This window comes from [Clostridium] scindens ATCC 35704 (genome assembly GCF_004295125.1).
Lineage (GTDB): Bacteria > Bacillota > Clostridia > Lachnospirales > Lachnospiraceae > Clostridium_AP > Clostridium_AP scindens.
Map to the genome: position 1 here is coordinate 1255121 of NZ_CP036170.1, position 13968 is coordinate 1269088.

At 46.5% G+C, this 13968-nt stretch carries 12 protein-coding genes and 1 other annotated feature; of the genes, 7 read left to right on the forward strand and 5 right to left on the reverse strand.

Translation table 11 applies throughout. From position 1 onward, the window contains the following. Positions 1-14 precede the first annotated feature (14 nt). From HDCHBGLK_RS06470 to murC, 4 genes are all read right to left on the reverse strand, one after another. Positions 15-1199 carry a ribose-phosphate pyrophosphokinase gene (locus HDCHBGLK_RS06470; protein ID WP_004607143.1) on the reverse strand — a complete coding sequence of 395 codons (1185 nt, stop codon included), beginning with the start codon at positions 1197-1199 and terminating at the stop codon, positions 15-17. Then, positions 1186-2199: an ATP-binding protein gene (locus HDCHBGLK_RS06475; RefSeq protein ID WP_004607144.1), complete on the reverse strand. Its 1014-nt coding sequence runs from the start codon at positions 2197-2199 to the stop codon at positions 1186-1188. Before HDCHBGLK_RS06475 ends, HDCHBGLK_RS06470 begins: the two co-directional genes overlap by 14 nt. 30 nt (positions 2200-2229) lie before the next feature. After that, positions 2230-3273: a DnaD domain protein gene (locus HDCHBGLK_RS06480; RefSeq protein WP_004607145.1), complete on the reverse strand. Its 1044-nt coding sequence runs from the start codon at positions 3271-3273 to the stop codon at positions 2230-2232. Between the two features lie 138 nt (positions 3274-3411). Beyond that, entirely contained in the window at positions 3412-4791 is a 1380-nt protein-coding gene (gene murC, locus HDCHBGLK_RS06485) for a UDP-N-acetylmuramate--L-alanine ligase (RefSeq protein ID WP_009248924.1), read from the reverse strand. Between the two features lie 231 nt (positions 4792-5022). On the opposite strand from murC, the gene HDCHBGLK_RS06490 reads away from it, so the two are divergent. The 3 genes from HDCHBGLK_RS06490 to spoVG are packed head-to-tail and all read left to right on the forward strand — an operon-like array spanning position 5023 to position 7716. Continuing rightward, positions 5023-6297: a glucose-1-phosphate adenylyltransferase gene (locus HDCHBGLK_RS06490; protein ID WP_004607147.1), complete on the forward strand. Its 1275-nt coding sequence runs from the start codon at positions 5023-5025 to the stop codon at positions 6295-6297. Continuing rightward, positions 6294-7412, forward strand: coding sequence for a glucose-1-phosphate adenylyltransferase subunit GlgD (glgD, locus tag HDCHBGLK_RS06495; protein ID WP_004607148.1), 1119 nt, complete (start codon positions 6294-6296; stop codon positions 7410-7412). The genes HDCHBGLK_RS06490 and glgD overlap by 4 nt, the downstream gene beginning before the upstream one ends. A 34-nt stretch (positions 7413-7446) precedes the next feature. Next, positions 7447-7716 carry a septation regulator SpoVG gene (gene spoVG / locus HDCHBGLK_RS06500; RefSeq protein WP_004607149.1) on the forward strand — a complete coding sequence of 90 codons (270 nt, stop codon included), beginning with the start codon at positions 7447-7449 and terminating at the stop codon, positions 7714-7716. Positions 7717-7788: 72 nt separating this feature from the next. On the opposite strand, the gene HDCHBGLK_RS06505 is transcribed toward spoVG, so the two are convergent. Then, positions 7789-8478 (reverse strand): RluA family pseudouridine synthase, encoded by a 690-nt coding sequence (locus HDCHBGLK_RS06505; protein WP_004607150.1) that lies wholly within the window; start codon positions 8476-8478, stop codon positions 7789-7791. A gap of 91 nt (positions 8479-8569) precedes the next feature. Here HDCHBGLK_RS06505 and HDCHBGLK_RS06510 point away from each other — a divergent pair, with 91 nt between their 5' ends. The 4 genes from HDCHBGLK_RS06510 (at position 8570) to HDCHBGLK_RS06525 (ending at position 13962) form a co-directional block, all read left to right on the forward strand. Continuing rightward, positions 8570-9535: a calcium/sodium antiporter gene (locus tag HDCHBGLK_RS06510; protein ID WP_009248926.1), complete on the forward strand. Its 966-nt coding sequence runs from the start codon at positions 8570-8572 to the stop codon at positions 9533-9535. A gap of 80 nt (positions 9536-9615) precedes the next feature. Further along, positions 9616-9823 (forward strand) — a binding site (T-box leader). A gap of 104 nt (positions 9824-9927) precedes the next feature. Then, complete coding sequence (gene proS / locus HDCHBGLK_RS06515; protein ID WP_130574568.1) at positions 9928-11370, forward strand: proline--tRNA ligase; 1443 nt, start codon at positions 9928-9930, stop codon at positions 11368-11370. 164 nt (positions 11371-11534) lie between these two features. Next, entirely contained in the window at positions 11535-12863 is a 1329-nt protein-coding gene (locus HDCHBGLK_RS06520; protein ID WP_039909734.1) for a CCA tRNA nucleotidyltransferase, read from the forward strand. A gap of 85 nt (positions 12864-12948) precedes the next feature. Next, positions 12949-13962, forward strand: coding sequence for a CotS family spore coat protein (locus tag HDCHBGLK_RS06525; RefSeq protein WP_004607154.1), 1014 nt, complete (start codon positions 12949-12951; stop codon positions 13960-13962). The last annotated feature ends 6 nt before the right edge of the window (positions 13963-13968 follow it).

The following is a 13968-nucleotide window of genomic DNA, read 5'->3' on the forward strand; positions in this document are numbered from 1 at the left end:
TTTCTTTTGCGTAACTAGATTTCTTCGCCTCTTTTATATTTCTCCAGAACATTCTGGATACGCTCGTTGGGATTCAGAATGCTGCTGATGGAACCGTCATGGTTCAGGGTATCAATCATCAGCGCGATGTATTTGCTCATCTCGCAGCTGATATAGTATGGACGTTCCAGAAGTTCCGGCGTCTGATAGATCAGGTTAGTGGTCAGAATGGCATCGATCAGGCCATCTTCGTAGGCTTTGTCAAACTTCTCGAGGCCATTGGTGAACAAGCCGAAGGTAGCTGCAGCAAAAATCCGCCTTGCCTTGCGCTGCTTTAATTGTCGCGCTACATCCAGGATACTGTCACCGGAAGAGATCATGTCATCCAGGATAATGACATCCTTTCCCTCCACAGAAGAGCCCAGGAATTCATGGGCAACAATCGGATTGCGTCCATTGACGATCTTCGTATAGTCGCGCCGTTTGTAGAACATACCCATATCCAGATTCAGCATGTTGGCCAGATAGATCGCGCGCTCGGTGGCCCCCTCGTCCGGGCTGATCGCCATCATGTGGTCGCAGTCGATCTGCAGATCCTTGAAGTTGCGAAGAAGCCCTTTGATAAACTGGTATGTGGGGCGAACCGTCTCGAAGCCATTCAGAGGGATGGCATTCTGCACCCTTGGATCATGGGCGTCAAAAGTAATGATATTGTCTACGCCCATTCGCACCAGTTCCTGAAGTGCCAGGGCGCAGTCCAGGGATTCCCGGCTGCTTCTCTTGTGCTGGCGGCTTTCATACAAGAACGGCATGATCACGTTGAGGCGGCGGGCCTTTCCGCCGATAGCTGCGATGACACGCTTCAGATTCTGATAATGATCGTCCGGGGACATGTGATTCTCATGTCCTGTCAGCGAGTAAGTCAGGCTGTAATTGCAGACGTCTACCATCAGATAGATATCCATTCCCCTGACAGAGTCATTGATAATGCCTTTGGCTTCACCGGAGCCAAAACGGGGGACTTTTGCATCTATTAGAAATGTATCCCGTTCATAACCGTGGAAAACGATGTCATCCTTGTGAGCATGTCCATCCTCTTTCCTCCATTTGACGAGGTAATTATTTACCTTGTCTCCCATTTCTTTACATCCGTCAAGGGCAATGATTCCAAGCGCTCCTACAGGAATGTTGTCAAGATTACGATCGTTACGGCGTAACATCTTTTGTACCTCCCAGGTTTAATAATTTTTTTTGGATACGGATATCATCTCCGGTAAGGCGCAGAATCGTATAGTTACTGCTGATCCGGGAGAAAGTCCGCTCCGAATAGATAGATTTTATGTCTTCCAATGCAAGATTGGTAGATATAATGGTTGATTTCTGCCTTAAAATACGCTCATTGAGGCAGATAAACAACTGCGATACCGTAAAAGAATTTGGAAGTTCCGTGCCCAGGTCATCTATGATCAGAAGGTCGCAGTCATAGATGTGCTCGCAGGCGTCGGAGTCCTTTGTATCTTTTCTGCCAAATGCGCTCTCGGCAAATATATCAAAGAGCTGTGTCGCAGTAAAATATATAACAGAAAATGATGCATCGATCAACTCTTTGGCAATACAATGAGAGAGGAAAGTCTTTCCTACCCCCGTATCTCCATATAATAGTATGTTTTGAAACTCTGTGGAAAATGTATCTATGAATTCATGACAGGCTTTCAGCGCGGTCTGTATGGCTTCCAGCGAGGATCTTCCGGTCAGAGGATCAATATGGTTGCTGGAATAAAACCCCAGAGAACAGGTAGAAAAGTTCTCTTTGCCTAATATTTCCTGTAGATTTGACTGCGTGTACAAAAGATCCACGATGGCTTTCTTAAAACAGTGGCATTTTTTCGTGCCGATATATCCGGTATCCTTACAGTCCGGGCAGGTATAATGAAGTTCCAGGTAATCCTTTGGCAGTCCATGAGATTCAAGCAGCTGGGATTTGCGTTGGGACAGGCTGCGGACATCTTCCTTCAGAGAAGAAAGTGCCCCCTGATTGCCGTCCAGAAGGCTGCGGGCCTTTTCTACGCTTAAGGAGGAGATAGAATGATCCAATTCTTCCAGGGCCGGAATCAGGGAATATGCTTTTTCATAGCGTCTCCTTAACTGGTATTCATTATCCAGTTGTCTTTGTTCGTAAGTACGCATCAACTGATCGTACTGGGAATTGGAAAGTGCCATATTATGGTAGATCTCCTTATATTATTGTGCTTACTGCTGAACCAGCTTGCGCTCCAGGTCGTCCATATCATAGGAACGGCCGTCGAAATTGTTGAATTTATTATTCTTTGTATTGATGGCAGGCTTGGCAGCCTGTTTTTTCTTGCGTTCTTTTTCTCTCAGGTAATCAGCGTCCAGGGCTTCGATATCCTTCAGATAATGGACATTCTTGCCAAGCCAGTTTTTGAGGATGGTATCCGTATACTCAAAATTTGGCTGATGGATGGTGTTCATAGTACGGTTGCATGCTTCCAATATGATGTCCAGCGCGAAGCCATACTCCTCATTCCATTTGCGGATATAAGCAATCTCGGAAGTGGCGGGAGCCCGTCCCTTGATTCCGTAAGCGTTTAATATGGAATAGCAGTTCTTGTTATATAAGATCGTGCTGGACTTGGCTGCCTCCACGGTAGTAATCTTCTGGTCATCCCAGGAGAGGGCTACCTTCTGGATGTAATGCATGCTTTTATGCCCGTTCTCGACACAGTATTCGATGAGATACTCGATCAATTCCGCCGACATGTGCAGCGTATCGTAAAAATATGTAATGGTGTCAATATCCATGGAAGACAGCGTCTTTCCAAGGTATTGCTCTGCTACAAAAAGCAGTTCCTTGAATTCCTTGCGTTCCTTCCTGCTGCGGTACTGCTGAATGTTAGGCACGGACGCGGAGTCATCCTGTACATCCTGCAGAGGCGAGGAGTCAGCCGTTATCTCGTCGGAGGCGGCGTTCTTCCTATAAGAAGCAGGGGCGGATTCGGAGGCGGGGAGTTCTTCGAAATCCTCGCAGTAGTCCAGCAGTCTCTGCTTTTTCCAGTAATTCAGCGCGCGAACCACATCCTTTTCCGTGCATTCCAGCTTATCTGCAATCTCTGAAACGGACAGCATCCCGGAAGGCTCATTCATGTGGCGCAGCAGAAGAAGATATACCTTTACATATTCTCCGTTTGCCTTGACCATATGATGGTCAATAAATTCATTCTCAAGCACAGTGGTATTGCCCTGCGCATAGTTGGTAAGTGTTAGTTTCTTCATAATTCTTACGCCAGTCCTCCTTGTCAGTTCGTTTCTCGTGTATGAGTTATTATAGCACCAGAAGGACAGGCGCAAAAGAAATTTCTAAGCCAAAATCCATGTTTTTTGTGGATAAAAATCTGTGGAAAATGTGGATAACTACCGCTTTAAAAGTTCTTCGCCAATGTTTACAACATCTCCGGCGCCCATAGTTATCAACAAGTCTCCTTTTTGACACTTTTCTACACAAAAATCCTGGATGTCTTCGAAAGAAGAGAAGTAATAGGCATCGCATCCCTTTTCCTTCAGCGCATCCGCGATATCCTTGGAAGAGATTCCCAGGGTATCGGTCTCCCTCGCCGCATAAATGTCTGAAAGCACCACGTGGTCGGCATGGGCCAGGGCCTCCACGAATTCATGGAACAAAGCCTTGGTCCTGGTGTAGGTGTGGGGCTGGAAAACGCACCAGAGTTCCCGGTGGGGATAGTACTTGGCTGCAGTCAGAGTGGCGTTTATTTCCGTTGGATGATGGGCATAGTCGTCGATGATGGTAACGCCATCCATCTCGCCCTTGTATTCAAATCTCCGGTTAGTTCCAGTAAATTCCTTAAGCCCCTTTTTCATCTTATCAAGGGATACTCCAAGAAGGTCGGAGACGGCGATGGCAGCCAATGCGTTGGATACATTGTGGTCGCCATTGACGGACAGAGATATCCGATCAACGAAGACGCCAGCTTTTACCAGGTCAAAAGAAGCCTCCCCTAGTTTATTATGGGAGATGTTTGTTGCGCTGTAATCCATGGAACTGTCATCTCCGTATTTTATGATACGGCAGTCAAGTCCTTTGGTAATACAGTCCAGTTTGTCGATATTTCCATTGATGATCAAAGTTCCGTCCTTTGGAAGAAGCTTCGCAAACTTGTGGAAAGAACTGCGGATATCGTCCAGATCCTTGAAGAAATCCAGATGATCCTCGTCAATATTGAGAATAACGCTTATCTTTGGAAAGAAATGAAGGAAACTGTTGGTGTATTCGCAGGCTTCCGTAACGAACAGCTCCGATTTCCCCACCTTTATATTCCCTCCGATCGCCTTGAGGATGCCTCCTACGGAAATCGTTGGATCCATTTCGCCGGCCAGCAGGATATGCGAGAGCATGGATGTAGTGGTAGTCTTGCCGTGAGTGCCTGAGATGGCGATGGGAACATCGTAATTTGTCATCAGCTGTCCCAGAAGTTCCGCCCGGCTAAGCATAGGCAGCCCCTTTTTAAGAGCCTGGGCGTATTCCTCGTTGTCTTCATGGATGGCAGCGGTATACACGACCACATCAATTCCTTCAATAATATTGGACGCTTTCTGGCCATAGAAGATGGTGGCGCCCTGCTGCTTAAGATGACTGGTCAGGGCTGATTCCTTGTTGTCAGAGCCGGATATGGCAAAGCCCTCTTTCAGCAGAATCTCTGCCAGGCCGCTCATGCTTATGCCGCCGATTCCGATAAAGTGCACGTGTACAGGTTGCTCAAAATTGATTTTATACATAAAATACCTTCCTCTTCCATATGTTCTGTTTCCGTTAAAAATGTAGTCATAAATATATATATCTTTCCATATTATTATATACATATATGGAAAAAAAACCAAGCCGTAACTTTTTGTGATATTTTAATAAAAAGTTCACGAAAAGTTCATTTTATTTGTAAAATTTGTTCACTCAAAATCAAAACTATGGTATAATGTGAACTATAAGAATTACTGAGAAGGGGTGATGACATGATCAAGAAAGAGATGATTGCAATGTTGCTGGCAGGAGGCCAGGGAAGCAGATTGGGAGTCCTAACAGCCAAGGTAGCTAAGCCAGCCGTTGCTTTTGGAGGTAAATATAGAATTATTGACTTCCCACTCAGCAACTGCATTAACTCAGGAATTGATACTGTGGGAGTGCTAACGCAATATCAGCCATTACGATTAAATACGCATATAGGAATTGGCATTCCATGGGATCTGGATCGTAATATCGGAGGCGTAACAATTCTGCCGCCTTATGAGAAGAGTAACAGCAGCGAATGGTATACTGGTACTGCCAATGCCATATACCAGAACTTGGATTATATGGAGACATTTAATCCGGATTATGTATTAATTCTTTCCGGAGACCATATCTATAAGATGGATTATGAAGTCATGCTCGACTATCATAAAGAGAACAATGCAGATGTAACAATTGCAGCAATGCCGGTGCCGATCGAAGAAGCCGGCAGATTCGGCATCGTAATTACAGATGAAGACGGACGGATTACCGAATTCCAGGAGAAGCCTCCGCAGCCAAAGAGCAATCTGGCTTCTATGGGCATCTATATTTTCAGCTGGCCGGCACTGAAGGAAGCGCTTGTGGCATTGAAGGACGAGCCGGGGTGCGACTTTGGAAAGCATATCATTCCATATTGCCATGAGAAGAATGAGAGATTATTTGCTTATGAGTATAATGGATATTGGAAAGATGTAGGGACGCTTGGCTCTTATTGGGAAGCCAATATGGAACTGATTGATATTATTCCGGAGTTCAACCTGTATGAAGAGTTCTGGAAGATATATACCAACAGCGATATTATCCCTCCGCAGTATATTTCAGGACAATCTGTGATTGAAAGAAGCATTATCGGCGACGGATCGGAAGTGTATGGGGAAGTACATAACTGCGTAATTGGTTCCGGTGTGACGATTGGGGAAGGCACGGTAGTCAGGGACTCTATTATTATGAAAGACGTAAGCATTGGCAAGGGCTGCGTAATCGACAAGTCGATCATTGCGGAAAACTGCGAGATTGGGGACAATGTAACATTTGGAATTGGCAGCGATGTGCCGAACAAGCTTAAGCCGGCAGTCTATTCCTTCGGCCTTGTAACGGTCGGCGAGAACTCCGTCATACCGGGCCAGGTGCAGATTGGCAAGAACACTGCCATCAGTGGCGTTACATCCAAAGAAGACTATCCGAATGGAGTACTGGAAAGCGGAGAGACATTGATAAAGGCAGGTGAGCGAGCATGAGAGCAGTAGGTATTATTTTAGCAGGTGGAAACAGTAATAAGATGCGTGAATTGACACATAAGAGAGCAGTGGCGGCAATGCCGATAGCCGGAAGTTACAGGGCGATTGATTTTGCGCTCAGCAACATGTCTAATTCACATATACAGAAGGTGGCAGTGCTGACCCAATACAATGCCCGTTCATTGAATGAACATCTGAATTCCTCCAAATGGTGGGATTTTGGAAGAAAGCAAGGCGGCTTGTATGTGTTCACTCCTACGATCACGGCAGATAACGGATACTGGTACAGAGGAACGGCAGATGCGATCTACCAGAATCTGGAATTCCTTAAGAGATGCCATGAGCCATATGTGATCATTACATCCGGCGATGCGGTATATAAGATGGATTATAATAAGGTGCTTGAGTACCATATTGCCAAGAAGGCCGATATTACGGTGGTTTGCAAGGAACTGGAGCCTGGCGGGGATGCCAGCCGCTTCGGAACGCTTAAGATGAACGAATCTATGCGTGTTGAAGAGTTTGAAGAAAAGCCGATGGTTGCCAATTCAAACACGATTTCTACGGGAATCTATGTAATCAGAAGAAGACAGCTGATTGATCTGATTGAATCCTGCGCAGAGGAAGACAGGCACGATTTTGTAACCGATATCCTGATCAGATATAAGAATCTGAAAAAGATATATGGTTATAAGATAAAAGATTACTGGAGCAACATATCAACGGTGGACGCTTATTATCGGACCAACATGGATTTCTTGAAGCCGGAAGTAAGAAATTACTTCTTCAAGCAGCATCCGGATGTCTACTCTAAGGTAAGTGACCTGCCGCCGGCAAAATACAATCCCGGCGCAGTGGTTAAGAACAGCCTGGTAGCGAGTGGAAGCATTATCAATGGTACGGTAGAGAATTCTATCCTCTTTAAGAAGACGTTTGTCGGTAATAACTGTGTTATTAAGAATTCAATCATTCTGAACGACGTCTATCTCGGGGACAATACATACATCGAGAATTGTATTGTAGAAAGTCGTGACACGATTAGAGCCAATACACGTCATGTTGGGGAAAATGGTGTGAAAGTAGTTGTGGAAAAGAACGAGAGGTATGCACTATAGTGCAGCGGCTTGTAAAGAAAGGGGCTAGAGGAAAATGCAAATCACGGATGTACGCGTGCGTAAAGTGGCAAAAGAGGGAAAGTTAAAGGCGGTAGTATCAATTACTATGGATGAGGAATTCGTAGTACATGACATCAAGGTCATTGAGGGTGAAAAAGGACTCTTTATTGCTATGCCGAGTAAAAAAGCATTAGACGGGGAATATCGAGACATTGCGCATCCAATTAATTCAGTGACCAGAGAGCGTATACAGAGTATTATTCTTGAGAGATACGAAGAAGCGTTGAATGAAGAGGAAGAATAAGAAATATTAAGATGGACAGGGTATGCATAAAGAATGCATGCCCTGTTTGATTTGCGGCGACCGAAAAAGTATCTAGCCTAACAAATGAAACGTCATGTTTTTATGTGTTTTGGGATGTAAGAATTCCAGCCGGTAGGCGCACAGGCAGATGTTCTGCCAGCCTTCGTCCTTATGCACATTTGGGTTATACTTGGTATCGCCTGCGATGGGGCAGCCCATGTGGGACAGCTGCACGCGAATCTGATGATGGCGGCCTGTATCCAGCCTGATATCCAGTTCTGTCCGTGGCGCATCATCGTCTTTGGATTGGTCAAAGAGGAAAGGCCCCTGTTCTACAACGGTATAATGAAGACGGGCAAGCTTGGCTCCTGCCGTGCCGGAAACGCAGACACGGGAAGTGTTGGTGCGCCCATCCTTTATGAGATAGTCCTCCAGCGTGCCTTCTTTCTGAGAGGGATGGCCATCCGCCAAAGCACGGTAATATTTTCCAAAGCCATGGCTTTGCAGCTGGCGGTTTAGTTCCTTTGCTGCAAAGGGCGTCTTGGCAAAAACCAGGATTCCTTTTACGGGCTGATCCAGGCGGTGGATGACCGCCAGGTATGGCTCGCCTTTTTCCGGGGCAGACTGACAGATATGATTCTTAATAAGACTTTCCATATCGGGCGTGCCTGCCCGCCTGCTCTGGGTTGGGACCCCGTGAGGTTTTATGCACACCAGTATGTGGGAATCCTCATATAAGATTTCTATGCGCTTGGTATTCATATGAATTCTCCTTGACTTTGCGACTTTTCACTCTTATCATTTAAACATAGTGGATTAAAATATGCAAATAAAAATAGGGGAAGGCAGAAAAATGGATTATTTACTATTGATTCTGGGATTTATATTATTGATCAAAGGAGCGGATTATTTTGTGGACGGCAGTTCCAGCGTGGCAAAGCTCTTGAAGGTGCCATCGATTATTATAGGGCTTACGGTAGTGGCATTTGGGACAAGCATGCCGGAACTGTCGGTCAGCGTGACAGCGGCCATCAAGGGAAATAATGATCTGGCGGTCAGCAACGTGCTGGGATCGAATATATTCAACCTGCTGGTGGTGCTTGGGTGCTGCGCGCTGGTGAATCCTGTCCGGGCCAAGTGGTCTTTGCTGAAAAAGGAATTCCCGTTTTCTATCTTTATAGCGGTGATTCTGCTGCTTCTGAATTCCGATTTCTCGATTACAAAGGTACTGAGCGGGGAAGGAAAATATGTTCTTGGCAGATGGGGCGGACTGCTTTTTCTTGCATTGTTTGCCGTGTTCCTGTATGCGACGGTCAAGACAGCGCTGCGTTCCAGGCACGAGGTGATGGAAGAAGAGGAAGATTATAAACTGCTTAGTCCGGCAAAAAGCGCGGGATACATCCTGGTGGGCCTGGCTGGCATTATCTGGGGAGGCGATCTGGTTGTGGACAGCGCAAGCAGCATTGCGGTATCCTTTGGGCTGAGCCAGACATTCATCGGACTGACGATCGTGGCCCTTGGAACATCCCTGCCGGAACTGGTGACATCCGTAGTTGCAGCCGGAAAAGGCGAGAATGACCTTGCGGTGGGCAATGTGGTAGGCTCCAATATTTTTAATATTCTGCTGATACTGGGAGTATCGGCTGCGATAACGCCGATTGTGCTGGATATTACAGCGGTCTACGACACGATGATTCTGATCATGGCAAGCATTATCGTATATGTGGCGGCCATCAGCAAGCGTGAAATACACAGAAAAGAAGGCGTGCTGTTTCTGGTCGCGTATCTGGCATTTTTTATCTATGTGCTGCTTCGATAGGGCAGGCTTTTGGCGGATTTCGTAATATTTTGGGTTGACAAATGAGTGGCAATAGATTAAAATTACGTTTAATTCAATATCATTTGGCAATGAAGAGGATTAGTACATGTAAGCGAGCCTCAGAGAGGGGATCATCTGGTGCAAGATTTCCGCTTAGAACTGCATGGAACCCGCCTTGGAGCCACTGCATGAAAGTGCAGCGTCCTGCCAGCGTTAATGGTTAATGAGAGAACTGCGAAAGGGTCGCAGTTAACTAGGGTGGTACCGCCGAGCTTTTCGGTCCCTTTTTAGGGAGCGAAAAGCCCGGCGTTTTTTGTCTGCGGCAATCAAGTTCCCGCCAGTAATTAAAGTGGGGCAAGGGCCCTGCGAGAGAAGAAAAGGAGAAGAGAAACATGGCAAAGGAAAAGAAATTAGTTGAAAGCATCACGCCACGTGATGAGGATTTCGCGCAATGGTACACAGATGTCGTACGCGAGGCCGAACTGTGCGATTATTCAAGCGTAAAGGGATGCCTGAACTACCTGCCTAATGGCTACGCAATCTGGGAACTGATCCAGGCGGATCTTGACAAGCGTTTTAAAGAGACCGGGGTAGAGAACGTATACCTCCCAACTTTGATTCCAGAGAGCCTTTTGGAAAAAGAAGCGGATCATATCGAAGGATTCGCTCCGGAAGTAGCATGGGTAACACATGGCGGTATGGAAAGGTTACAGGAAAGATTATGCATCCGTCCTACATCAGAGACGCTGTTCTGTGATTTATGGGCAAAGACGGTTCAGTCATATAGAGATCTTCCAAAGGTATGGAATCAGTGGAATACCGTACTGCGCTGGGAGAAGACAACAAGACCTTTCCTCCGTTCAAGAGAATTCTTATGGCAGGAAGGCCATACAATCCATGCAACATATGAAGAGGCGGAGGAACGCACGATCCAGATGCTTCATGTATATGAGGACTGCTACAAGGAGACGCTTGCGATACCATTCGTATCCGGAAGAAAGGCAGAGCATGAGAAGTTTGCCGGAGCACAGGATACGTACACCATTGAAGCGCTGATGCATGACGGAAAAGCGTTGCAGTCCGCAACCAGCCATTTCTTCGGAAGCGGATTCCCGGATGCGTTCGGAATCAAGTATGTGGATAAGAACAACCAGCTTCAGAGCGTATATGAGACATCCTGTGGATGGTCTACAAGAAGTATCGGCGCCCTTATCATGGTTCATGGCGATGACAGCGGACTGGTGCTTCCGCCTCATGTGGCTCCTGTAGAATGCCGGATCATCCCGATCGCACAGCACAAAGAAGGCGTGCTGGACAGATCTTTCGCACTGCTGGATGAACTTAAGAAGGCCGGATACAGAGTGAAGATCGATGACTCTGATAAGAGTACAGGATGGAAATTCTCTGAGCAGGAGATGCTTGGAATTCCTACTCGTATCGAGATCGGACCTAAGGACATTGAGAAGAATCAGGTGGTCGTTGTCCGCCGTGATAACCGTGAAAAGATCGTCGTATCCCTGGATGAGATTGCAGTGAAACTGCGCGACATCTTAGAGCAGGAGCAGCAGGATATGTATGACAGGGCGAATGAGTTCCTTCAGAGCCACATTGATACTGCTACAACCATGGATGAAATGGTTGAGAAGTTCAAGGCTAACCGTGGTTTTGTCAAGGCCTGTTGGTGTGGAGATCCGGAATGCGAAGGCGAAGTGAAGTACGCCACAGGCGGAGCGGCAACCAGATGTCTGATAGAAGATGAGGAAATGATTTCCGATAAATGTATCTGGTGTGGAAAGCCAGCCAAGCATATGGCATACTGGGGCAAATCCTACTAGGAAATAGAGTGCTTAGAATATCGGGAACTGCTGTACCAAGATTGAAAAATCCTTGGTATGGCAGTTCTTTTTTTCTTTGAACAGTCTTGGAATGTCATAGATTTGTTAATTCAGGAGGAAATGTGATATGATAGGATAAGTTAGTTTATTTGGAGGATATCGCTGTGGAAGATAGAACTATACAATTGCCTGAAAAAGTAGGCAGAATTATCGGAACGCTTCAGGAACATGGGTATGAGGCGTATGCAGTAGGCGGATGCATCCGGGATTCTATCCTGGGAAGGGAGCCGGAGGATTGGGATATCACGACATCAGCCATGCCGGAAGAAACAAAGGCTTTGTTCGATAAGACGTTTGATACCGGCATCCAGCATGGAACGATTACGGTACTCCTGGAAAAAGAAGGATTTGAAGTGACAACATATCGGATCGACGGGAAATATGAGGACAGCAGGCATCCAAAGGAAGTTACCTTTACGCGCAATCTCCGGGAAGATCTGCTTCGGAGGGATTTTACCATCAACGCGATGGCATATAATGAAACGGATGGCCTGGTTGATATATTTGGAGGGCTTGAAGATCTGGAAGCAGGGATGATACGCTGCGTTGGCACCGCGAAGGAACGATTCAAAGAAGACGCGCTTAGAATCCTGCGGGGAGTGCGCTTCGCGGCCCAGCTGGGATTCGATATAGAGGAGGACACTCGGCAGGGGATGAAAGAACTGGCCTGGACGCTTCAGAATATCAGTGCGGAGAGAATACAGGTGGAATTAGTAAAAATGATTACATCAAAGCGTCCGGAAATGCTGCGTGAGGCATATGAATTAGGAATGACGCGGATAGTTCTTCCGGAATTCGACCAGCTGATGACGACTGGCCAGGAGACGCCGCACCATATGTATAGTGTGGGCGAGCATACGCTGCATGCCATGAAGAATATCCGCGCAGATAAGATCCTAAGGCTTGCCATGCTGTTGCATGATATGGGTAAGCCGGCGTTGAAGACGGTGGATGAAGCAGGAGTCGCCCATTTTAAGAAGCATGCCCTGGAGAGCGAGAGAATTGCCGAGAATGTGCTAAGAAGGCTGAAATTCGACAATGATACGATACGCAAAGTGACAAGGCTGGTCCGCTGCCATGATCTTCGCATGCCTGCCACGGCAAAAAGCGTGCGCAGGGCCATGAACCAGATCGGGGAAGAACTATTCCCATATTACATGGAAGTACGCCGCGCGGACGTGCTGGCCCAGAGTATGTATCAGAGGGAGGAAAAGATCGAGAATCTGGATCAGATAGAAGAATTATACCACCAGATCGTGGAAGATGGCGACTGCGTATCTTTAAAGGATCTGGCGGTGACCGGCCGGGATCTGATCGCCTCAGGCATGAAGCCGGGCAAGAAAATCGGCGAGAAACTGGAGGAATTGCTGAAACTGGTCATAGAGGATCCGAAATTAAATACAAAGGAAGAACTGCTGAAACGGCTGAATTAAAGAAAATCCCCTGCCCTTAATCATATTTTCTCTTTTCCTGACATACGTTAGAGAGAATATGTAAAATAGAGTGCAGGGGATTAGTATGCAGGAATATGAACTAGGTGTTTTAGAGCAGTATAATATAGAAGTCATCAGCACCCGTAAAACCAGGGGTGCTATTTTATGCGACACGGATCAGGGGCTGCTTTTGCTGAAAGAAGTGAGGGTGTCTGAGAAACGTATCCCTGCGCTGTTCGAATTGTATGAATATCTTTATAGCCAGGGATATGGAAGAATAGACAGGATCATATTGACCAGGGAAGGAGAATGCCTTTCTGCGCTGGAAGACGGCAGCAGATATATGCTGAAGTCCTGGTTCAAGGGCCGGGAGTGCGATGTAAAGAAACCGGCAGAACTGCTTGCGGCGTCCGGCAACCTGGCGAAACTTCATATATTGATGTGCCATGAGCTGGGGAGCAATGTGACGGCGGGCGCCCATCTGAAAGATGAGTATCTGCGCCATAACAGGGAATTAAAAAAGGTGCGTAAGTTCATGAGGGGTATTGCGCCCAAAGGAGAATTTGAATTCGCGTTTCTGAAACATTTTGACCAGATCTACCAGTGGGCGGACGCGGCGATAGCGGAACTGGAGAATTCGGACTATGAGAGCCTCTACCAGGACAGCGTGAAGAACTGCTGTATGACCCACGGCGAGTATAACTACCATAATATACTGATGGTGCAGGGGGATTATAATTACAAGAAAGAGCCTTACCGCATTGCCACCACTAACTTTGAGAAGTTTAAGAGGGATGTGCAGGTGGAGGACCTGTATTATTTCCTGCGCAAGGTAATGGAAAAACATGGATGGAAGGAACGGCTTGGGGATAATATGATCAATGCATATTCCGCGATCAGGCCGATTACGGATGCAGAGCTGGAATATCTTAAGGTACGCCTGATCTATCCGGAGAAGTTCTGGAAGATTGCCAATTCGTATTATCATTCAAATAAGGCGTGGATATCCATAAAAAGTATAGAGAAACTCAATACTTCCATTAAGCAGACAGAAGAAAAGAGGCGGTTTTTAGAGGACATATTTTCTTTTCATTTATAGTTTCCT